Origin of the sequence: Candidatus Lokiarchaeum ossiferum, assembly GCA_025839675.1 — an archaeon.
GTDB classification, from domain to species: Archaea; Asgardarchaeota; Lokiarchaeia; order Sigyniarchaeales; family Promethearchaeaceae; genus Lokiarchaeum; species Lokiarchaeum ossiferum.
This window is the reverse complement of the sequence record CP104013.1, coordinates 5953975-5978092: the sequence shown is the minus strand read 5'-3', so window position 1 is coordinate 5978092 and position 24118 is coordinate 5953975. Positions and strand designations below refer to the sequence as shown.

Below are 24118 nucleotides of genomic sequence, written 5' to 3'. Positions count from 1 at the left end.
TGATGGAGAAGCATTGATATCATGCATACCTAATTTTATATAACGTCATTTCATATATCACTTGAAGAGATGATCAATCAAATGCCATCTGGAATAACTTTTATATTCATATTTGCAGTATTAATAATTTTGGCGAAACTGATCGCAGATCGGATTCCTAACAAACAAGATGAACTAATCCACCACTTGATGGATATTCATCATAGGGAGATTGAAGAAATCAATCAAGCGATTTCAGAAAAAAAATTTGACCAAGCTTCATCAATTCTTAAAACAGTGAAGAAGGAGTTTCGACTTGAAGATGTCAGTCTTAACTCAACCACTTTAGTTTATCTATCAAAAAAAACTGCAATAAATGTACAATTTTTAGAATTGAAAGATAAAATTGAAACTCTAATTGAACAAAACAGAAAGACAGAAGCGATTCAACTTACCCGAAGATTTAAACAGAATTTATACTCAAAAAAGATTAGCCAGTTTATAGATCAAAATTTGATCGAAGTTATAACCGCACTCCATCAAGATTTACTCGAAGAAGAGGCGAATAAACAAAAAGAAATAAAATCACAACTTAAAAAAATCCCCGAACTGATCTCCTACCATCAATATACTCAAGCAACTCAAATTTTGGATCAAATTTTGCAAGAAGCAATATCCTTCAATTTTCCAAAGATAATAGAAGAAATAAAAGCCAATCAGAAAGTATTAAACGATTTTCAAGCACTTTTCAATGCAGGATCTTCAGAAACAATTGATCACTATATGGACGATTTGGATCATGATTTTGAGTATTGGAAACAAAATGAAAAGAGTGAATTGGGAAAAAAAGTCTAAGAACCTAAACGGGATTTGAGTGTTTAATCTTAATGGAAAAAAGAACAAGAATTTCAACAGTGAAATTGTATTTCTTGATTGGAATCAAAACAATTAAAAAAAGATTGCCTTTTCGATAATTTCTCTTTTATCTAATGAATCTAAACCAATCTATTAATTTCATTTTAATTAGTTTTTGCAAAAGTGAATTTAACTTAGGTAATGTATTATTATCACATGGATAATTTCTTTCAAATTTACCATAATTGAGTTTTCTAAAACAATGAGGGTATAGAAATGAAGAATGCAGAATTCAAAGATTATATGGATTTTCCTTTTGTTGCTTCTCCAAATATTGGGTATCCTGCAATATTAGTGGAAAAAATAGAAGAGAAAGCGATAAACCAGCATCCTAAGTTTGAATTCAAATTAAATATAGTAGCAAAGGAGGAAATTAGCCTAACTCAATTAAAAGACCAATTCAAAAATCAGCTTTTTGCGGTTCCGCTTTATGAACACGATCCTCAAACCCGTAAACTTATTCGGGGCTACCCTATTCCCATTAATTTATCTGATATAAAACAAAACTTATCTCTTTGTATAGAAAACGAGTGTTTACAAGATCTTTATCAATTGAAAGATGATCGTCCATCTTTTCTTCTCCGTCATAATTTTTTTGGGACAAATCGCTGTATTTTTTCTGCAACCGGGACTTTTCAGATTCATCAAGATTCAAAAAACACCACTTTTCTACAAAATCATCCATTTCTGATGTTTGATATTTACCAAACATTTTCAGCTCAAGATACACATAAAGATTATCCAATATACCGAATATGTTATCATTCGTTAGTTATCCGGAAGAAATCTTGGGATAATTTAAAATTCATTCAAATCACCGATCTTCATATTGGAAAGCGATATGATGAATTTTTAGATATTTTATCGAAACATAAGCTGAAGATCAATTTTGATAAACTTCCCCCCTTGATACAGAAACTCGACCTTCAATCGCGTTTTAAAAATCCAAATAATAAATTACGACAATTCATACTCTGGGCCAATTATCGCGCAAGTTTAGAGAAATTAGATGTTATTTTCATGACAGGTGATATCATCGATTATTATCTTAAGAACACAATTCGGAGCAAGGAACTATATAAAATAACGGAATCCAATTGGGAAACATTTCTAAATTTAATTTTGAATGATCCGATCGAATTACGAGAAGGGATTGCCGCAAAAAATATTGTCGAACATGAAGAGTTAGCAGTGCCGTTCTATACGATTACAGGAAATCATGATGTTCGGATATATCCCTACTCATTGCATACTGCAGGACTTTATCGGACTTTCGGACTCCATTTATTGGAGGCACAGACTTTCAAAGATCCATATCCAAGAGCGAACTACAAGGCCTTAGCCGTTGATAAATATTGCCTCCGACCCTATTATCAATATGTAAATCCTTTTGATGATTACTTTATAGAATTTGGGAAAAATAGATTTTTGTTGATGAATTCACGGGGTGAGCGAATCTTGAGAATGAAAGACCTCTTGATGGCCAATCCTGCGTCGAAAGGGTTTTCTGATAGGCAATATTTATTTATGAAGACTGTTACCTCACGAATTATGAAAGAAGATGGGAAAACAAATAATTTTTTTATGACTCACAGCCCGATGCTAAACCCGATAATAAAAAATATCGTTTTGAGAAAATTTCTCAAAATTTTTAAAAAAATGAAATATTTACATCCTTCAATGTTCAAGGAACGCAATTTAAAAAGGTTAAGAACTTCTAATGGTAGAGCAGATCCGCATTTGGAATTCGATTACGGGTCGGTTAGTAGAAATTGGAAAAATACTCTTGCTTTGATGTTAAAATATAACATGATAAATTTAGCAGGGCATACTCATGAAGCTAATGAAATTCGATTTTCTTATTCCCCTCAAGATCTGGGGCGAAGTCAACCTTTTTCAATCTATTATGATGATTATACTTCATTGTATCCCATGGAATTCATTTTGGATCATTTACCCCTAGTTTGTCAAACACCTTCGCTGGGAATTCGAAAATTGTCATCCTCAGAAAAAAGCGGAGCGTATCGAAATATCGAGATTGTCGATGGAAAAATAATAAAAATGGAGGTAAAATATCTTTCGGACATTGAAATTGACCATCAAAATATATTTTTATTTTAGCAGTAAAAATAGAAGTGTTATTATTCAACGAGAAGATTCAATTTAGTATCTGGTGAAGAAAAAAAATAGAAAAACCACATTCCAAGCAAATTCAATCAAACAATGGAAAATCCTTTGTTGACCTACTTTAAAATTTTTTTCAATCTTCGCCAATTCTGAGCAAATTTTAGCCAGCCATATATTTTAAAACCAACTTTATGCCATATTTGACATTGGCGTGCTGTGCTTTCAATAATAAAGATCAAGGAAAGGTAAATATCGTACAAATGGTCTCTAACTCGAGTTGATTTATCACTAAATGAGAAAGATCCATAGCCTTCTAAAAAAGCATGGTTTCGAAATTCATTGCGGAAAAACAATTCCATAAGTGGATCACCCCACATACCTCGTTCAAAATCAATGATACCCTCAATTATCCAATCATCCCCATTTTTCCTTAGAAAAATATTTCCTTCCCATAAATCCCAATGAATTAATTTTGGAGTTGTTATTTCCTCTAAGGAAGAATGAGCTTTGCAAGAATTTGATCCATTTTTTCATGATTAACAGGGATTTTTACACCAAATCTTTCTGAATCGATAAACAAATTGTCCATCAAGCCCTTAAACGTTCTAGACCAAGAGAGAGTTTTAAGTTTGAACTCATCAGGATGGTTAGGATCAAAAATTGGTCCAAAATGAGAATTTTGTATTGAATTCAATTGTTTTTGAATATAACCGAGGGATTTTTGGATTGAACCTTTTTCTTTATCACTTAATGTTTTTTTAAGGCTCTTCCAAGATTTCCCTGTAAATTTTTCTACGATGAAGTATTTAAGGTCGATTTTTGAACATGTTAAATCAAATGTGATTAACTTGGGGGAAGGGATTAACAAGTGTTTGAGTTTATTCTGTAGCATTTGAAGAATTTTGATCTCAGTTTCAATTCCATGAAATTCGTATGTTAATTGATGCAAGTTATCGATAGGAGCAGCCTTAAGTACAATATCAAAATCAAAATCAAGCAATTCAATGGAATAAGCAGTTGAATAATACCCTTCAGACAATTCCATGATTTTTCCTATAGATACATCAATACCATAATGTATTTGAACAACTTTCTTGATGTTTTCTATTGATAATATTTGTTTAGTAGCACTTTGGACATTCATTATTTAAATCACTTATAATTTTCAATTCGATTCACTTGCTTAAAAAAATCAATTTTTAAAATCTGAGTGTGTTAAGGTAAAAACCTATTAGCACAAAAAAAGAATATTTATTATGGAAATTCCACAAAAGGTCTTAGTAATCTGTTATGGAAATATCTGCCGGAGCCCCGTGGCAGAATATATGTTAAAATACTATTTAAAAAATTCCACAATTTCAGCACTGAAATCAATTGAAATTAGATCCGCTGGTTTAGATCCATCCTTTCGTGAAATGTCATTAAATTCCCAAAGGTATCTTGAAAAAAAAAATATTGGGTTAGACATCCAAAAATTTTCATCTACCAAAATATCGAAAGATCTTGTCCAAGAATCAGATATTATTTATGTTTTAGAACAATATATGAAAGATACCATAATTTCGAGGTTTGGAAAAAATAATATTGAAGAAAGTAACTTTTTAAAAAATGGGAAAGTTCAAACTTTATCCGAAGGGGCAAGTTTAAGTGGCGATGTTGAGGACCCGTATGGAATGGATTATCACGGATATGAAGTGATATTAGATAAAATAAACAATTTGTGCAAGCAGATCGTGAAAAATTGGGAAATAATTGCATGAATTAACAAAGATGTCATAGAAGAAGGCATTTGTCAATGAAACGGGCATGAAAAGCGAAATAAACCTTGCTAAAATATGAGAAACAAAAAAACAAAACTTCAGTCCTATACGGTGAAAAATCTGGAAAATGGCAAATAGGCAAAATTACGATCTTTTACTGTATTGATATCAATATAGTTTTCATCATAACCAGGCATTAAATCCAAAATTTTGACAACCCAAGTATATACTGCATAGTATCCGTGTAAAATATTAATATTCTGCACATTAGATACTAAAGTTTGTTTTATATTTCGAAATCGTGGTCTCCACTCCTTTACTTTCCCTTGATCTAAAAGCATTTTGTCAACAAATGAGAAAGAAATGGGTGTGATTGTGAAATCTTCTAAAACGTATGTGGATTCAGATTTTGCATATTGACGTATGCACCCCATCTTCACAAGAACTTTTAAGGATGAGGAAATATCTTGTGGATCAAAACCGGTCAATATGATCAAGTTGTCTTTGCTTAACTTATGATGAATTAAATAGTAAGCATAGATGAGTTTTGATTGTGAATCGTTTTTCAAAATATCAACATTTTCCACGAAGAACTCAACAATCTGGTTTTCAATATATCGAACTGGTTCATCAAACAATCGGGTTTCAGTATCCATCCTATATTCTATTAAGGTACTGATCCAATAAAAATATAGAGAAATTTGCAAAATCATTATTCATTTTTTTATGAACTGAAAGGAGTAAGAGATTTATCCAAGGCAATCAAAAAATGACAAAATCTGGAAAAAGATGTAGATTTATATACATTTCATGAAAGAAAATGGAAATTTTTATTGGAATAGGATAAATGTGAAAAGTTAAAAAAAAAATGAATCCTAACAAATATTAATCTGCTAGTAAGCATTTCATTTCGAGTTTTGATACATCTACAGCAACATTGTGTGAATGCTATGAACCTACCTAAAGAACAAATTCAAGGGAATCCACTAGAACCACCTGTTTTAATTGAAACAAAGCGGTTAATAATTCGAAATATATCACTTTATGAGCTTGATTCATTTCTCCAATATCGGAATGAACCAGAAGTTGCAAGATATCAGAGTTGGGAACCGAATTTAGATAAAGCCTATGGTTACAATTTTATAAACAATTTAGTAAGTAAAAAAATTGGGGATCCTGGAAATTGGAATCAAATTGTTTGGAAACTAAAAGAAACGGGCCAACATATTGGAGATTGCGCATTATTTGTCACAGAAGATGCAAAACAAGCAGAAATTGGATATACTTTAGCAACTAAATTTCAAAAACAGGGATTTGCAACAGAAGCGGTCTCAGCGATCATAGATTTTGCTTTTAATAAGTTAAATCTGCACAGAATATACGCTTCATGTGATTGCAAGAATTATAGTTCTTTCAAATTGCTTGAAAAATTAGGATTTCGACGAGAAGGACACTACATTGAAAATATATTTTTTAAGGGAGCATGGGGTGACGAGTTTTTTTATGCGTTATTGAAAAAAGAGTGGAATTACAAAAAGCATATCTGATTCAGAAGTGCTATTTTTGTAATAGCTAATAATCTAAACCCAAGATTTTTTTAAATTTTGTTCATCTAATAACCTAGACATTGAATGACGACCTCAATAAAAAAAACAGCTATGGAATTAGTTTTAGAAACCAAAATTACTCTTCTCTGTGAGGGGATAATTATTTCTCAAGATCTTATTGAAGATCTCAAAAGGCGAGGCATTCAATTTAATTTAGGAAGAAAAGGAGGCGCAGGTCCTGCAGGAGGAAGATATTTTAAATTCTCAACAGGTACTTTAGTAAGTACTCCTATTTGGATTGATGACCATCAGGATACAACATTAATAATCCAGGACATTTTACCCACTAATGAAGTGATCTATACACATAAAACTCAGGATGATAAAATACTTCCAAAACTTTTTCTTCTTCCGGTTCCCCACTTTTATTCTAAAAAAACTTCAGATTCAATCCCGTACAGTAAAATCGCCTTAATTCATGGTGATGAAACTTTAGCCACCACTATAAATCAAAGATGTAAATATTGGCGTGGCGACCAACAATGTAAATTTTGTGGAATTGAATTTTCATTAGCCAATGGGGCTACAACTGAAATAAAAACGGCAGCTCAGCTAGTCGAAACCATTTCAGAGGCTAGAAAGGAAAACTCTAACTTTGCCAAGCATCTTACATTAACTGTTGGAACATCTTCTTCTCCAGATAAAGGAATTGCCCAATATATTCCAATTTTAAAAATTTTGAAATCTTCATTTTCAGAAATACAAATTCATATTCAAATCGAACCGATGGCGGATAAATCATGGTATAAACAAGCTCATGATGCAGGAGCAGATACTATCGGTATACATTTAGAAATTTTGGATTCTGAACTCCGGAATCAAATTTGCCCAGGGAAGAGTAAAATTTCTTTTAGCACTTATATTGAACATTGGAATGAGGCAAATCGCATTTTTGGGAAAAACCAAGTAAGTACCTTTGTGATTACAGGATTTGAATCAAATTTGGAAAAATCTAAGACCAATCTAACTCAAGTGATTGAAGCCGGAGCCATCCCACTAATTACTCCTGCAAGATATATTCAAGGTGTACAAATAAGGATCCCCCAAACAGATTCAAGGAATTTTTCAGAAATAGTAAGATTTGCAGCCCAAGAATGTAAACGTGTTGGTTTAAATCCATTAAAAAACAAAGCAGGATGCATAAGATGTGGAGGATGTTCTCCAATAAATGAAGCCTACGCCATTATTGATTCTGTCGATTGAATGAAGCAAAAATCGAATGAATTTTGTCTGATTGCTTTTTTTCAATATTTGTTTCTTTATCAATTGTAGCTTCAATCTTAGCGAGAATTTGGAATAATTCTCTCTCCGTATAAACAGGTCGCGTTTCAATATGCTTTGGAATTTTATCTTCCAGTATAAAATTATCCACATTTGTCAGATTCTCGGTAATTCCGAGCAGATCAATAAAACGATTTTTCATATCATCGGTTAAATGATGTTCCAAATCGCACGCAATTCGATCAATTGTTTCAACATCTTCCATCTTTAAAATGCGTTGAAGAAACAATTCGATTACAATATGGTAAGTAACCAAATTTTTCGCACGATTTCTTCCAATTTCAGTTAATCGGATACCACTACGAGGTTTCCAGTCAATGAACTTAGCCCCAGATAATTTTTCAAGCATATTTGTGACAGATGGAGCAGTCACATTCAAACGTGTAGAAATTTCTTTATTTTTAACCCACCCCCCAGGATTCTGAAGAGATAATCGATAAATTACTTCCAAATATTCATCGTAACTTTCCGAAAATTCTTGATCACGAACGGTAACCCCACGATAAGATGTTACATGATGTGAACCTTCTTCCTTCTTTTCTGATTTTCCTTTTTTGGTTGGGGGCATTATAATTCAGGTCCTTTATTCTCAAGCTTGATGATTTGTTTATAAATTAAATAATTTTCCTTTTGTTTCCAAAAAATAAAATATCTTTGGGATGATATTTTATAATTCCATTCTTTTTCAGAAAATTTAAATGTTCCTTAGTTGTTTCCAAAGCTGAAGTGAGGAGTTCTTGAGAAATACCTTCAACACCATAAGCAATTAGCAAAATTCGTGAGGTTTTTGTAGTCACCATAGATAATTGTGAATCACGGTAAGGATACTGGCATAAAATCTTTCCCGTATTATCTGATGTGACAAGAGTTTTTTCAGGTAAAACATGCGAATCTTTACCAATGGGATGAAAAATTTCATTTTCAGCGGTCATGCGAATCTTTATTGGAAGATTTATTTTATCTAAATCATAACCACCCATTGGAATCAAGCTAATTATACTAGCCCAATTATATGCATCAACAAATGGAGAAATCTTGGGTATTTCTCGGTTTTTTAAAATTCTTCTAATTAAAGCTTCACTAGCGGGGCGGATTTTGGTAGGATCTACCTTCAATTTTTTCCAATAGAAGTTACGATATTGAGATATAACAGGATTATCTTTAATTTTTTCAATTGTATACACTGAACGCATTTTTGTTGAAATTTCATCAATGAGAGACTGTATGTCGTAATTTTTCTGAAGAATTTCAAAACGATCTAGTTCTAAAGTAGCAACTGAAAGTTCTATTAAATTAATTCCGAGTTCCGGATCTATTTCTATTGTATTCATTCTTGTTCCGAGATTTCCATTTTTTTAAAGAAAGATTAAGGTATACTTATTGTGTAGAAAAAAAGTTTTTATCATTAATTCTTAGTATAGAGAATATTTGGCTTCTAACTCTGAAATAGACACGCCATCGAATATAATTTCATCAAATATTTGCTGAAATTCACGAATTACTAATCGTGGATTACCATGAATTTTTCTAAAAACTCCTTTCAATATAATTTCATTGAGTGGAAAAAGAGGGTTCTTCAAATCATAATCCATTTGATTTTTTTTTAAATACAATTTCAACGCCTCTTTATAGTATTGTTTTGTGTCTCTTGAAGAAAAATTATTTAATGGAATAATAGGAGAAATAAAATCAGCAATACTTTCAGGAAAATGTGATAAAATTTCATCTTTTGAGCTATAATCCATAGTAAAAACAATTTTCACTTTATTTAATTCATTTAAAACTTGAACAAGTTGTTCAAAAAAGGATATATCTGTAGAAGAAGAAGATACATCTGGGGAGTCTTCTTCAAGGGAATTAGCCCAATCATCATCTATGTCTTGAATATGAGAAAAATTTACCCAATTTTTATCTAAATCGTCATATATTAAATAAATTCCATCGTCAAGATAATCTGCAATAAGCTTTAACAATTCTTCAGCAACAACTTTTGCAGAAAGGTTATTTTCAATCCCTAAGAAGAAAAGTTCATCACTGTCCATGATTTCTCCTAACAACCATCTTTCTGCAAGATGAGATGCTTCTGGATCCATTGCATGAATAATGATTGCTCTAATACAATCTTCAAGTTCCTTGGGGTACTTGCTCCATTTATAGCGTGTAGTTAATTTTGCTCGCGATATGACCTTTTCTGAATTTGTAGTTCGAAAAAGACCATATTTTATCTCACTTGCTCCCCAGCGATTAGAAATTTTAGTCGTGATATCGCGCAATTTTTCTGCCCCAATCTCTTCAATAATCTTTGTATAAAGATCATAATAGAATAATTTTGAATTGGCTGGAACTTGAAAGAAAATCGGGGAACCATGAATCTGTAAATTTTTTTTTATCTCCCAACATATATATGTTTTACCTTGACCAGTATCACCAGCAATGGGTATGATTTTTGCGGGATTCTCAAAATTAAGGAGATCAATTAGTTGTTTTATAATATATTGGCGATTATCCACTAAATTTAGAGGTTCATCAATGTCAAGTTTTGCCACAAAATTCTCAAAAGGGCTTAATGAATTCTGTAAAATTCGAAGGAATTTTTTTCCTTGGGGAGACTCCATATGCTAATTTATTCAAGGATATTCAGTGCTAAAAAATTTAGGTATGGAATGTTTTATTAAAATTAGAATCAAATGAGTGATTTCGAAACCGATACAAAATCAAACATCATGATAGATCAATTCAATGATATCCTAATTCAAGGAATTTTCAAAGGAGGATTTATCACTAAATTAACGGGAAGCACGGATACTTTGATCTTTTCTGATAATTTGAACATAGAAGATGGCCAAATCATAATTACCGGCATGCATATTGGTTTTAGAAATGGAAAAGCATATTCTGAAGATCGGACAAGTACAATCAATGATGTTAATGGAATAGATTATTGCATTCAATTGGAGCAAGAAATTATTAACGAATTTGATGAAGCTCGATTCTCAGCCAGTTATCCAAATATAATACGCTTTCTAAAAACTTCTTGTGTATTTTTAGACACCGATTATAAACAAATTAATCATTTGGACTTCGTTTCTGGAGAAATCTTAAATCGTCCGGTAGCAATTACTCACAATAATGGAGTAATCATTGGAGATAGATTGGTTGTCGATGAAATGAATCACTTAATATTTTACGATGCAATATTAATTGGGAGAAATGCAAAAAAAACAATCCAGATGACGTATGAACACTTCATCATGATACCACTATCATCTCTTAGGTACATCGTGTTATTAGGGGCAGAAAATTTTTAAGATTTTTTGAAGGAACCATATATTTAGGCTCTATTTTTTAATACAACGTCCTCTTTCAATTTTGTATTTAGTGCATTTCGAACAAAATCCTTGACCAGATTGAGTCTTTAATCCATATGTCCAGCATAATGGACATATATAGTAGTCAAATTTTTTCTTATTGTATGTAGATGTAATTTTAACGATGTTGAAATTACAAATAGAACAAGTGGATTTTAGAAGTTTTGGAGACCCTTTTTTAGGAAGGGATAGAAATGTCTTACAATTATCATCAGAACAAACAAAAAATTTCTTTGATTTGTCCCGACTGATCACAAATTTCATTGGGTGTGATTTACATTTGGGACAATTGCTAGTTGTCAAAATTACTGGAGTTTGAGAAGAATTTGCTCCAGATCCAGATAATTTTCCCCCATTTTGTTTACCTTTTACAATTTTATTATCTCTACCCCGTAAAATATTACCCGTTTTCTGTAACGAATTCATTTTTACAATAAAAGCAGGTTTATTTTTTCTAAATTTATCAAATAGAAGAAGAAATTTCTGTTTTATTTCCTGAACAACAGCATCTTTACCCTTGGTCTGATTCCGAATTTCTTCTAAAAGATCTTCTACTTCTGCAGTGAACTGGGGTTCAAGAAAAGGTTTCCAAATTTCGACCAAAGCATCAATTAACAAAAACCCTAGCTCAGTAACAAAAACCGCTCGTTTTTTCCGCTCAATATAATTTCGATCGAGCAGTATCTGAATTATCGCAGGACGTGTTGATTTTGTACCAAGATGTTTCAATTCCATCAATTTCAGTAATGATGTATCCGTATATCGCGGAGGAGGTTGAGTTTGCTTTTCAGTAAAATTTATTTTGGATATTGGCAATTTTGGAGTCGAACTTGAAAGTTTCATTAATTTAGGTATGAAATCCAAGGGAGCATCATATTTTTTTGCTAAAAAAGGAGCGATATCATAAAAACCAGGTTTCAATAAGACAGAAATGCGGGCTAAAAAGGGTTCTTCTTTAATAAGGAGTAAGATTTTTGTGTCAGATTCTTCAGCAGGATCCCCAAACGTGGCTAAATAATGGCGAGCTATGAGGTTGTAAACTTTTTTTTGTAAATCATTTTCAAATTTTGATGAAGAAGGTTCCAAAGCAATTAGAGGGGTAATGGGACTATGATCACCTGCATTAACTCTTCCTTGTTTCGGGGAGATTTTCATTTGTTTGAACCGATCTTGAACAAATTGTCCATAATGATTATGAGTAAGAAATTTTTGTAGTATTTCTTTGTGATCATAAGATTTAGAATATACATCCGAATCTGTTCTGGGGTATGAGATAATTTTATTTAGATAGAGATCTTCCATTGTTTTTAAAGCGGCTTTAGCATTAATTTTTAATGTCTTTGTAATCAACAGGAGTGCTTTCGAGGTGTTTAGTGGTGTTGGAGGCTGAATAACTCGAGAAGTGTTCTTAATATCTTTTATTAAAGCTTCTTTTTCATCTTTAATTTTATTATATATTCCTTCTGCAATCATTTTATCTGTAAAATTATTTTTCAAGTGGTTCGCAATAATTTCCCGATCGTCGATCTTAATTTTGGTTGAAAGAGTCCAAAAAGGAGATGAAACGAAATTCCGAATTAAGTGTTCACGTTGATATAACAAATATAATAAGGATGTTTGAACCCTCCCAATGGATGTAAATTTTACATTAATTGCATTTAAAATCGGTTTCAAAGTCAATGAAACTTCCCTGGTGGCCGAAAAACCAATAATGGCATCCAAAATGGCACGTGCTTCCCCGCTATTTGCCCAAGACCATTTAGGAGGAATTAAATTTGCATAGGCAGACTGAATTCCTGTTTTTTGCAAATCATTTAACCATAGTTGTTTAACTTGAATTTTTGGATTGGCAGATTTAACAAAGGGAAAAGCATCCATCATCCCAATATTACACCCTTCAACATCAGCATCTGTTCCAATTATGCATAAATCACAAATTTTGGCATATTTTTTTAAAGCAGAAATATAAGGTCCTGCATATTGTGAAGGGATTTTTTCAATAGCAGAAGGATTAGTAATAATTTCTCGAGGATCATTCCCAGTCCACTTTTTATATGGTCCAGTATTCTCATATTGCTGTATATGACCTCGTAACGGAACGACATAAATATTTTTGGAAGTTACATGATATACCTTAACCATTTTACTAACTGAAATCTTGTTCACTGGCCCTAACGCTTCAGCTATTGCTTGAGCCGCTTTATTTTTTTCAGATATGATTAAGGTCGCCATAATCGGATCAAATTGTTGTGTCTTTTAAGGAAATTTATTAATCTTTTATTTATTTAAAATAAAATACCCCTGAGAATCTTTGATATAAGAGATTAAATTTGAGTGAATTTCTTTTACATTTTTGGATTTAGAGCAATCTGAAGGGACAGATTTGGATAAAGTTAGAGAATTGCCCACAAAGATGATTTTCTTCTTGGATCGACTAATTGCCACATTTAATCGTCGTTTTTCTTGATTTAAAGAATGGATTTGCAATTTAGGGTTGGAATCAACGAAACTATAAAAAATTATTTCACGTTCTTGACCTTGAAACCGATCTACTGTATCGACCACAATTTTATTCCCAATACTCAACAAATCCGTAGATTTCAACGATAAATTTTCAAGGAGACCAGAATATTTTCGACCAATAAATTTATGGATTTCATCTCGAATTAATTGATTTTGGGCACGATAACCGGATATTATTCCGATTTTTTTAAAAATTTCAGTTATAGTGGGGATTTTGATCCCTTCTTGAACTAATTCAAAGAGAAAACTGCCAATTATTTCTCCAATGATTTCAGCTTCACAACTATTGAATTTTGATTCTAATTTTTTAGAGATATCAAATTGTCCAGAATCAAGAGAATTCAATTCTTTAGTATCGAGAAAAATCATTGGGATTTCCGGTTCTAAATATTTACTAAACTTACCTTTCAAATTAAAATTAGATATACAAAATGATTCAAAAAAATCATTTAAAGTCTGCGATCCGACATTATTTGATGCGATGGAACCAGTATTAAGGTTTCCATGATAAAAAGTTTGAGATATAAATTCACTGATCTGAGAATTCATCCGATATTGATAGGAGAGTAAAACAAAATTTGGAGAATTTGAGAATTCAACACTTAATCGCTCAAAAATTGAACATCCAAGTCCTTTTTCAAGATCTAAATGCAAAACATCAGAATATTCTTCGATTTCTTTAGGAATTTCTTGTTGAATTTCCTTTGCGATAGGAGGAAGTTGTTGATGATCTCCGACCAATATATATTTATTCGCTTTCAATAATGGAATAAGCGCCGAAGATTCAGTTATCTGGCCTGCTTCATCTAAAATTACAGTTTCAAATCCAATATTTGTAAGAATTACATTTCCAGCTACGGTTGTTGTACAAGCAACGATATCGGCCTTTTCCAGAATTAATTGAACCTTGAGCGGGTCAATAATATCTTCATTTTCGCCATTGGGCAATTTATATTGCCGAGCACAAATATTTTCAATAGAATGACTTAAAATAAGGGGATCCTTGATGGATGAGATATTTCCCAACCGTACAATTTTCAATTTAGGATGAGTTTTAAGTAATTTTAAGATAATATTATCCAGAGCTTTGTTTGTAAATGAACTTAAAAGAATTGGACGAATGGAATGAACTTTCTCAATCGTTTTTTCCATATAATGTCCCAACGTTCCTTTCTTATGATTTTTTTTTATTGTATTTTTTCTTAGGCGTGACCCAGATAATAATTGATGAATAATTTCCACTATTACAGTTGTCTTTCCCGTACCAGGAGGCCCTTGAATTAAAGTTAGATTTAGACTATTCAATGCAACTTCTACAGCTTTTTTTTGGGAAAAATCAAATTTCTGGAACATTTCAGTGTTCAAAGGAGTTATTTTATTATATTGGTTTAATTGGGGATCTTTAGTAAAGAGCAATAAATGAAGTAAAGTAGAAGTTGATGTTACTTTGGGATAAAAAGCATTTCGAATAAGAGTATCGAGAAATGTTTTTTGCAAATCTACCATGAAATTGCTAGTAGTTAAATCAATGCGATATTTGGAAGAAGAAAAGAAATGCGATCCCTTCTCCAATGATTTTGCAAGTTCAATGAAAACTTGAGTTTTTGTGATTGCTGATACCAACCCACGCTCACTTTCGGAGGTTAATGGAATGTAATTTTGTGGAGTTATAATAACATAATCACCTACCCTTAATCTCGTATTCTCTATTAATTCGCCGGTATCCTTAATAAAACTCAGGTTTTTGATAAAACGGGAAGGGTTTTCAGCAATTTGGTTAAGATTCATAGATAAATTTGCAATACAATTCCCTTTAGCTTCTCGAATTTCAGGATTGGAGTGAATTTCATTAATTAACTTAAGATTTAAGAAAAATTCTTGATTTAACAACCAAAAAAACCAAGAATGATAAGCATTCACCCGTTTAAATAGTGTTCGAGTTTTAGTATTTTTCTCAAATATAGTTCTGAATCGATTGTCGGTATTTATTTCTTGGTTTGTCTCTTTGGCAAATTTAAACTCGTAAAATGTACAAATTTCTTTTGATCCACATTTAGAACATGGGAGTAAATTGTTTCTTGGAGGAAATGCACCCATATAAATATTCCAGATTTCATTCCGAATTTTTAAAACTTTTAATAACTCCCTTTCATCATAATCATATTTAATAAAGCGATCTTCTAGACCCAAGCGAGGATATTCAATTAAAATTGTATCAAGTTTGGATGGAAAATATTCTTGGAGCATTGTCGCATAAGCCATACTCTGATAATAGGCAATAACCTGTGAAGAGCGAGGGCTTTTACCCGTCTTTGTTTCTATAATTTTAAAATGAGTAAAAGGAATATTTTGAACAATTCTATCAATTCTTCCTTGCAAACCAAAATGTTTTGAAAATACCATCTTCTCACAAACGAATTCAAAGTTTCCATATTCTTGTTTATATTTATTTAGTTCTTCAATTATGAACTGAACTTCATCATCAAAGAAATTAGATTCAAATTCATCGATAGCGGCCCCATAATCCTTTCTTAAAGCAACAAATAATCTCCAATTTTGAAAAATTGCTTTAATAAAAGCGGATTTAACTGCAGATTTAAGTGGGGTTGGGTGTTTTACAAGTTTTGCCAAGTTTTTTTGACTAAAAATATTTGATAAATAATCGTGGAATAAATTACCCCAAAGCAAGTTTTCATTTGGAGCACTACTAATATTTACATGTATTTTTAAATAAGTTTGCAAAGAACAATATTCGTGAGTTCCAATCCAGTTAGAATTGATATAAGTTTGATTATCCAGAATTGCTTGATGAATTTCCAAGTATAAATTTCCTTTTTTTAATTCTTTGAATTGACCTTTGAAAATTGTGATAGATAATGGAAGTAAAGATGCCTGTATTACTGGAGTATTGAGAAATTGAGCTAAATCACCATAGATGAATGCTAGAATTTGAGATTTTTCATCATCTTCAATGATTACCGTTAAAAATTCATTTTCTACATTAAACTTGATGATTTTTATTAATTTACATATTAATGGAGATTTTAGCGAAATTAAAACATTATTTTCAAACATTCCCGCAAAACTCCTTTGATTTTCAGTATTCAATGTGGTTTTTTTCCCATCTTAATTCTTTTATCAATTATTAATCTGTAACTATTAAAAATCAACGATCACTGCTATTTATTAAAATATAGATCCATTTAAGAATTATAAGAAAAAGAAACCATTCCAGCTAAAATGATAACGTCTTTTTATAAATCGGAGGATAAAGTTCTGTATGGCTAATAGTGATCTGGAGACAGTGTTGCGAAATTTCAATTTTCCTAGTAAAGCAATAAGATGTTTGCATAATTCAGGCCTTCATTCACTTAGAAAGATTCAATATCAATCTATTAATAAGGGTCTTTTTGACGATTATTCTTTTTTGATTTCTACCCCATCTGGAAGTGGAAAAACATTGATTGGTGAACTCGCAGCAATTAATACTATTTTAACTTCTAACAGAAGTGCTTTGTATTTAGTCCCTTTAAAAGCTTTAGCTACAGAGAAATACCATACATTTAATCAAATTTACCAATCCTTGAATTTGAAAATAGAAATGGCCATTGGCGATCAAGATATCAGCTATACAGATTTGAATTCTGCGGATTTGCTAATAATGACTTATGAAAAATTTGATTCCTACCTTCGATCAAACGGACATTTTGACTGGATAAATACAATTACTACAATAATTATTGATGAAATTCATATTTTAGGTGAGAAGAAGAGAGGTCCCAGATTAGAAAACCTAATATTAAGGATTTATCGATTAAAGTTCCCTCCTCAATTGATTTATTTAAGTGCAACAATCGCAAATCCAGCAGCAATTGTAAATTGGTTCAATTTTCTTGAAATTAAGTATCGACAGCGAAAAATACGAGCAATATATGAGGATATAAGACCAATCCCGTTGAATTATATAATTCGACACTCCCATAATAAATTCAATTTAATTGCATTGATCTGTCAAAAAAATTTAGAAGAAAATGGACAAATATTAATTTTTACGAATTCTCGTAAAGATACCATGAATTTGTGCGAAGAATTAATACAAAACTCAGCAATTAAGCTGATGTTGGAGATCAATCACCCTTCTCAAACCAAATTCTCTCCTAATAAAACGAAATGGGAGAATATTTCACCAGAAATTCGTCAAATCATCGCCCATGGTATTGCTTATCACCACGCTGGATTAAACAGTTATGAACGGACTTTTATTGAAAATCATTTCTTGGAAGGAAAAATCAAGATTTTATGCACCACAAACACACTTAGCGCTGGAATTAACACCCCCGCGAGAACAGTTATTATTAAAGATATATTACTATATCATTCTCTTAATTCTAATTTAAACGAAAGCACTTCAAATCGACAAAGATTTGAAAAAAAACCTATGAACAAGAATCTATTTCATCAAATTTGTGGTCGGGCCGGAAGACCAGGATTTGATTCAAAAGGAATGGTATATATACTAGCAAAGAATGTTGAAGAACGCGTTTTTATCGAGGATTTTTATTTTCAAAGATCCAAAAACAACCAACTTGTCCCCAAATATGAATTATTGAAATCATCACTTCCGAAGAATATTGATTTACTCCAAGAGATGGTATTATTAAAAGCGTTTGAAACGGAAAATTTTACCATTCAACATTTTATTGATTTTATTCAAGATTCGCTTATGTGGTATCAGATGGAAGACAAAAATGTTCCAATTGATGCATATTTACAACTATCTCCCTTAAATTATTTAGCTTTGTTAAAGACTATAACGAGTAAACAGCAAATAATTTTGTTGAAACAACTTAATATTTCAATAAAGTTTTTAAAATTCATCCCAATGGATTATCTGGATTTAGAAATCGAAATTTCAATAAAACATGAATCAAATTTGGAAAAAATGCTCAGTAATAACAAAGAAAAACATTTAGTCTTAAATAATGATATTTCTAAGCAAATTTCTCAGATGAAAAAAAATATTAGCCCTGTTAAAATTCATTTTTCACTGAAAAAGGGAATAATTTGCAATTGTAATCTTTGTAAAAAGAGTCGATGGAGAACAAAACAAGATTTACATAGAAATTTTATGTCAAAATATTGTATCTACGTTTCTACTACAATATATACATTTAAATTCATATTAGATTCAGTTTATGAAAAAAAAACACTCCCACAAAGCATACATCTATCAGAAAACTCTTATAAAGATCAAATAATGGAAAATTTAAATCAATTTGAACTATTTTTCAATAAAACTATATTTTCTGGAACAATTATCGATGATTTACTACGATTCAGAGTCATTCAAGGGACGGATAATGTACTAAAGACTTATACTTGTACTAAATTGGGTAAAATCGGACTACAAAATTATCTGGTTCCGCGAATTGTTAGCGAAATAGCTATTAAATTCACCGATGTTTTTCAAAATGAAAATGATGTAAATTTCCAAACGATCTTTCCCATTTTTGAAGAAATTTTAAAAAAACAAAATAAAAAGATTTTTTCAAATTTCAAAGAAACAATTCAGCTTTGGATTAATGAAGCTCCAATTGAAGAGATTTTACTAAACATTAATTCACAAGAAAATAATCGAAGAATATATATAAGCGACTTTTATTCAATTATTGAATCTTTAACGAGATTAATTAAATTTGCTGATGATTATTTGCAAGTATTTTACCCAAAATTTAACAGAAAAGATTTGAACTGTGCCTATTTCCGAATCAAATATGGAATAAAGGAAGAGCTAATTCCTTGGTTAGAAATATTCAAAAATGAAGATCCAAGGGTTTTTCGCAATTTTATTGATGGAGGTGTGAAAACCCCTGAAGAATTTCTTACTTCTTCCCCACAAAAATTAGAAAAAATTGGTGTTTTCAATAAAAATAAAATAAGAGAACTTCAATTACTTGGTTTTTCAAAGAATTGATCTGTGTTGTGTTTATAATCACCGTTCAAAGTTAATATTTACATCTCATTTTGTCGAATCAAAAGTATTGATCCAATATAATTTTAAATTGTTTGGAATTTTTTAAACTAAAATTCTACGAGAAAGGGAATTTTGTATGAACATGATACACAGAAATTCGGTAAAACGGAATGCAGTTTCGTTGTTTTTAGCTTCATTATTTTTAATATCAGTAATGTTTCAAGGAGCTAATCAACCATCCTCATTATTTAACGAAAGTTCAAACACAACTACATTAAATTCTCCTCCTTCAGCAAACTTAGATTATGAACAATCAATCACTGGAGCAGGGAATAATAGAAGTGTTCGACTATTTATGGACAATTCATCCTCAACCACCGGAATTAATAATTTTAATATTTCAAGCGATAATGCTGGTAATTACTTAAATGAAGGCCAATATAATTTTACAATGAGTAAAAATTACAATACTAATTATACTCTTGAAGATGATACACCCTTAGAATATCCATTTGACACCTTTACTGCAACAAACGCACCCAGCGGATTCACTGATGAAGCGAGTGCATCAAATAATCTTGTCTTGAATACTACAGCAGATTTTGGTGATAATGTCTTCGAAGAAAATATCTTGGGATTTCAAATTGAAATGATTTTGACCTGTGATGTAGATTTTGACTTATCTATTTTAATGAAAAATAGTTATTCATCATCTTATGAAGTATTAGAAACCTATTCTTCTGATGCAATTTCTGCACAAGTTGTAAAAATCTATGTTAGAAATGAAAATCTACTTTATTTGAATTCTAGTGATGAGTCTGAATTTTCATTTGACTTCACAGCTGGAACTGATTTTGAAGTATCTATCTCTAGTTTATCAATTACAGCAGTAAAAGCACAAGAAACTCAGATCTATGATGGAAAAAGCGTTGCTTTAGAGTTTGACACCAAAGGTGAAGCAACAATTTATGGATTTTATGCATGGATCCGATCATTCAATACAACTGATGCAAGTTATGACGGAAATTTAACAATTCAATTATATTCATCAAACACATCAAGCCACCCAAAAAGATCTGAAATCATTTTATCAGAAGATCTCTTAATTGAACCAAATCTTCTTTTGATGGAACATACTTTTGAGAATTACACTTTGGATAAACCAAATTGGTTTTCATTCGAGGATGATTTATTAGGTGAAAATGTTTCTGTTGGAAACTATTTCATTGTAATTTCTTCAAATGCTACAAAGGATCTCACCCGTGGTTATTCTGTTGTAACTATTCCAGTGAGTTCCATCGTTGGTAAAAATGATGTTGTTGATCACTTACTTTTGCAAGAAACTACTGTTTGGGAACAAATTCAAAACACCGATGCGGCCTTATTTGCAATCAATTTAACCCGTGCATATTTCCCTGAAGAAATTGAATTAAAAATCGAAAATGATCCAATCACAAGCACTTATACATTTGATGAGAACATAATGTATGATTCCTTTGATGATGCAGCACCGTATGACAACTATGCTGCTTATTGGTGGGGATGTGGAACCATCGATCATGTTTATGACGCCCCAATTGCAACTGATGGAAATAAAATGCAAGTTAATTTAACCTGGAACCCCGAAATTTATTCAGGAGATATTTATTTCACCGTTTCTTATGATGTGCAAAAATACTTCGATGATGAAGCCACAACCGAATATAATTTGACATTAGACGAAGCACCTGCTTGGAATGTGAATTATAACTACACTTCAACGAATGATCGATTTGTGAACTGGAGTTTGATGGAAGCTTGGTATTTTATTCCATTAGATTGGAGTGTATCAGATTTTGTAGTAAATTCTACAACCACAAGTTATCTAGAGAATATTACTTATCCATCCACTATCGATGAACAGCAAGTTGTCAAAGTTCAAGAACTTTTTATCTCTGCTTCTGGAATTTATGAACTTCAAGCCACTTCCAACAATTATATTCAAAATTGTGGAGTCAATTTAGATTATGAAGGCAACTTATGGCCAACAAATGGATTTATGATTGGTGATAATGTCTCAATTACTGTTGGAATTCTTGATTCTGAAGATAAATATTTATCCGATGGAATAGTTACAGCAAGTTTGTTCAATACCACCGGTGAATTAGATTCTAGCTACATTTTAACCGATAATTCAATTGATGAAAATACAACATATTCCCGATATCTCTTCGAATCAGATAATGCAATTTTATCTAATGCGACGGTTGAAGGAGAATATAATATCATTGTGAATTGGACTAACGGAGAAGAAGCGGGAATCCTACGTCGACCATTTTATGTAAATCATTATGCTGTTCCAAACCCAATTGAAATCTCTTATCAAAGCGATATATCAGCAAATCAAATAACAGCAGGAATAGACACATTTGATACAGACATTCCTAATAATGAATATAACATATTCATGTATGCAGTTCGAGAAAACGGTGGAGAAAATCAAATTGATGAAGAAACAAATGTTCAAATGTTATATAATGTCTATATGACAAACTATCTTCAAAATGAGACCTTCTTTAATGCCGGCGAAGATGTCAATATAATCATCGATCTTGAGAATAGACATACCTCATTAAATTTGAATGTTGATGTCAAAGTTCAACTTGTATATCAAAATAATGCAGAAATGGTAATTGTAGAAAAATCTATACCAAAATCGTTGGCAATTTATGGCGCTAGCTCTGGATTAGATAAACAAAAATACAATTTCACATTATCTATCCCAACTGTTCAAGAAGGGGGAGTTAATTGCCCAATCAGAAACAGTCCAATGAAAATGAACATCATTGCTACGATCGACGGTGATGAAATTTATAGTGGAATGCAAGATAATGTTATTTATTATTCTGCACTCAATGAAACCAGTTTTGATGGAGAGATTCTTGATGTTAAAGAGTACAACGCACGATCTGGACCTTCATTTATTGGAAATATGCCGAGAACAAACTTAAACCTTCCAGAAACAGTTTCATACTTTATCCAATTAGAAAATGGATATTTAATGACCAGCGACGCAGAAATTTGCGATATCGCTACAGAAATTACAAAAGTAGATGGTAAAATTACAGATTTGTATATTACAGAATCTGAATTTGATCATTCTTCAACCGTTCATTTGGTTGGTAAAGCTTTGGATGAATATGGAAATCGTTTAGCAGGAACTTCGTTAAACCTGTTCTATGATAATACACCTTCTAATGATACTGATGATTGGAAAGCTTTAACCACTACAGCAGATCTTACAACCATAACCACAAACGCTAATGGTGAATTCACAGCAATAATCGATCTTTCCCAAGCCCCAATCGATACCAACTTAGAATTAAAAGTTGAATTTCCAGGTAATGGGACCCATGAAGGGATGTCTCTTACTCTTCAAGAATCGATGCCAGAATACGAATCAATACTAAGTGTTTCTGTCGATTCATCAATTACAATGATAGCAGACACAAACAATGTGATAACTGTAAGATTGATGAATAATGGAAATACCAAATTGAAAAATATCACAGTTGCGATTGTTGAATCTGAATTCGAAGAAACGGAGATTCTTTTATCTGATACTTTTGATTTATTGGTGCTTAATCCTTATGAAGAAGCTTCTTTTCAAATAGTTTTAAATCAAAAATCATTTGATGAAAACTCAATTTCCCTCAATTTCACAGTTAAATGTGAAATCGAACAAACAGGGGAAACCTTGGAAGAAACAAAGGATGTTGAATTTAAAACTTATGCAGTAAATGAGAATCGAGTGCTAATCACTGCAACAGTCATTGCGTTTATAGCAGGAACAGCATTATTTTGGATCTACGGTGTCATTTATATTAAAAAGAAAGTTGCTGAAATAAATGCACCAGTAGAAACGATAAGTGATGTGAAAAAGACCAAATCTAAAAGAAGAGTTGGTAAATATGTTCCAATTTCAGAATTATCAACCAAATCAGATAAAGTAGAAAAAGCCAAAGAAGAATCTTCTACCTCATTAGATGATCTGTTAGATGAAGAATAAGTTTTTTATACTTTTTTTTAACTACCTTTTTCTGATTTTTTCTCGTCTTAAAATGCTATGAAGTTCTTTTGTAATCAAAATATCCCCAAATTCAAAGCATGAATTGATATAATAATCAATTGAAAAGTTTAAAAGAAATATAGTGAAAAAAAAACGGGTTATTTCATAATGTTTTTTAATTGCCGCAAAAGTAAACCGACAGAGGATTTTCCATCTGAACCCAAAATTCCAATGACCATTGTTTCATCCTTTTTAACTGCTATGAGTTGTCCTTCTTCTAACCCAATAGTTAAATCAACTAAATTCCCTTTTTGCGCAGCTTCAATTTTTATTTCAAACATTTGAGCGACACTTTTAGCGATTGGACCGTGTTCCATTTCAAGTAAAGTTTGTCCGATTATAATTTCCCCCGATGTTTTTGCGTAAATTAATCCTTCGCATACAGAAACTACATCCATAACTGCAGCTAACTTTGGTCCAATTTCTTCTTTATCCATATATCTCATTTGGTTAGAAAAACTTAAAAAATTAATGGC

General features: G+C 31.5%; 17 protein-coding genes. 8 read left to right on the top strand and 9 right to left on the bottom strand.

The features are described 5' to 3' along the window. Positions 1 to 81 precede the first annotated feature (81 nt). Both NEF87_RS25405 and NEF87_RS25400 read left to right on the top strand, forming a co-directional pair. A complete protein-coding gene (locus NEF87_RS25405) occupies positions 82 to 834 on the top strand; it encodes a hypothetical protein (protein ID WP_457918042.1) in 753 nt (250 codons plus the stop codon). Positions 835 to 1110: 276 nt separating this feature from the next. Beyond that, positions 1111 to 3015 (top strand): metallophosphoesterase, encoded by a 1905-nt coding sequence (locus NEF87_RS25400; RefSeq protein ID WP_457918041.1) that lies wholly within the window; start codon positions 1111 to 1113, stop codon positions 3013 to 3015. Positions 3016 to 3137: 122 nt separating this feature from the next. Here the strand turns inward: NEF87_RS25400 and NEF87_RS25395 are convergent, their stop codons facing one another. Continuing rightward, positions 3138 to 3506 carry a phosphotransferase gene (locus NEF87_RS25395; protein WP_457920149.1) on the bottom strand — a complete coding sequence of 123 codons (369 nt, stop codon included), beginning with the start codon at positions 3504 to 3506 and terminating at the stop codon, positions 3138 to 3140. A 5-nt stretch (positions 3507 to 3511) separates the two neighbouring features. After that, complete coding sequence (locus NEF87_RS25390) at positions 3512 to 4165, bottom strand: hypothetical protein (protein ID WP_457918040.1); 654 nt, start codon at positions 4163 to 4165, stop codon at positions 3512 to 3514. Between the two features lie 112 nt (positions 4166 to 4277). On the opposite strand from NEF87_RS25390, the gene NEF87_RS25385 reads away from it, so the two are divergent. Then, positions 4278 to 4781 (top strand): arsenate reductase/protein-tyrosine-phosphatase family protein, encoded by a 504-nt coding sequence (locus NEF87_RS25385; RefSeq protein WP_371804263.1) that lies wholly within the window; start codon positions 4278 to 4280, stop codon positions 4779 to 4781. Positions 4782 to 4885: 104 nt separating this feature from the next. Here NEF87_RS25385 and NEF87_RS25380 read toward each other — a convergent pair whose 3' ends face one another. Then, entirely contained in the window at positions 4886 to 5437 is a 552-nt protein-coding gene (locus NEF87_RS25380) for a hypothetical protein (RefSeq protein ID WP_371804262.1), read from the bottom strand. A gap of 294 nt (positions 5438 to 5731) precedes the next feature. Between NEF87_RS25380 and NEF87_RS25375 the strand changes: the two genes are divergently transcribed. Both NEF87_RS25375 and NEF87_RS25370 read left to right on the top strand, forming a co-directional pair. Next, the gene (locus tag NEF87_RS25375) at positions 5732 to 6328 is read left to right on the top strand and encodes a GNAT family N-acetyltransferase (protein ID WP_371804261.1); all 597 of its coding nucleotides are present in this window, start codon (positions 5732 to 5734) and stop codon (positions 6326 to 6328) included. A gap of 84 nt (positions 6329 to 6412) precedes the next feature. After that, the gene (locus tag NEF87_RS25370) at positions 6413 to 7591 is read left to right on the top strand and encodes a radical SAM protein (RefSeq protein ID WP_457918039.1); all 1179 of its coding nucleotides are present in this window, start codon (positions 6413 to 6415) and stop codon (positions 7589 to 7591) included. Here NEF87_RS25370 and NEF87_RS25365 read toward each other — a convergent pair. The 3 genes from NEF87_RS25365 to NEF87_RS25355 all read right to left on the bottom strand — a co-directional run bounded on the left by NEF87_RS25365 (position 7572) and on the right by NEF87_RS25355 (position 10284). Further along, a complete protein-coding gene (locus NEF87_RS25365) occupies positions 7572 to 8237 on the bottom strand; it encodes a metal-dependent transcriptional regulator (RefSeq protein WP_457918038.1) in 666 nt (221 codons plus the stop codon). The two genes, NEF87_RS25370 and NEF87_RS25365, sit on opposite strands and share 20 nt — an antisense overlap. 46 nt (positions 8238 to 8283) lie before the next feature. Beyond that, positions 8284 to 9000 (bottom strand): B3/B4 domain-containing protein, encoded by a 717-nt coding sequence (locus tag NEF87_RS25360; RefSeq protein WP_371804258.1) that lies wholly within the window; start codon positions 8998 to 9000, stop codon positions 8284 to 8286. An 81-nt stretch (positions 9001 to 9081) separates the two neighbouring features. Beyond that, positions 9082 to 10284: a hypothetical protein gene (locus tag NEF87_RS25355; protein WP_457918037.1), complete on the bottom strand. Its 1203-nt coding sequence runs from the start codon at positions 10282 to 10284 to the stop codon at positions 9082 to 9084. Positions 10285 to 10356: 72 nt separating this feature from the next. On the opposite strand from NEF87_RS25355, the gene NEF87_RS25350 reads away from it, so the two are divergent. After that, entirely contained in the window at positions 10357 to 10977 is a 621-nt protein-coding gene (locus tag NEF87_RS25350) for a hypothetical protein (protein ID WP_371804256.1), read from the top strand. Between the two features lie 30 nt (positions 10978 to 11007). Here NEF87_RS25350 and NEF87_RS25345 read toward each other — a convergent pair whose 3' ends face one another. Next, on the bottom strand, positions 11008 to 13269 hold the full coding sequence (locus NEF87_RS25345; protein WP_457918036.1) for a DNA topoisomerase: 2262 nt from the start codon (positions 13267 to 13269) through the stop codon (positions 11008 to 11010). A 45-nt stretch (positions 13270 to 13314) separates the two neighbouring features. After that, positions 13315 to 16635, bottom strand: a complete 3321-nt coding sequence (locus NEF87_RS25340) for an AAA domain-containing protein (protein ID WP_457918035.1) — start codon at positions 16633 to 16635, stop codon at positions 13315 to 13317. A 205-nt stretch (positions 16636 to 16840) separates the two neighbouring features. On the opposite strand from NEF87_RS25340, the gene NEF87_RS25335 reads away from it, so the two are divergent. Continuing rightward, on the top strand, positions 16841 to 19534 hold the full coding sequence (locus NEF87_RS25335; protein WP_457918034.1) for a DEAD/DEAH box helicase: 2694 nt from the start codon (positions 16841 to 16843) through the stop codon (positions 19532 to 19534). Positions 19535 to 19670: 136 nt separating this feature from the next. After that, on the top strand, positions 19671 to 23582 hold the full coding sequence (locus NEF87_RS25330; protein WP_457918033.1) for a hypothetical protein: 3912 nt from the start codon (positions 19671 to 19673) through the stop codon (positions 23580 to 23582). Positions 23583 to 23740: 158 nt separating this feature from the next. Here the strand turns inward: NEF87_RS25330 and NEF87_RS25325 are convergent, their stop codons facing one another. Continuing rightward, positions 23741 to 24079, bottom strand: a complete 339-nt coding sequence (locus tag NEF87_RS25325; RefSeq protein ID WP_371804251.1) for a hypothetical protein — start codon at positions 24077 to 24079, stop codon at positions 23741 to 23743. Positions 24080 to 24118: the final 39 nt, after the last annotated feature.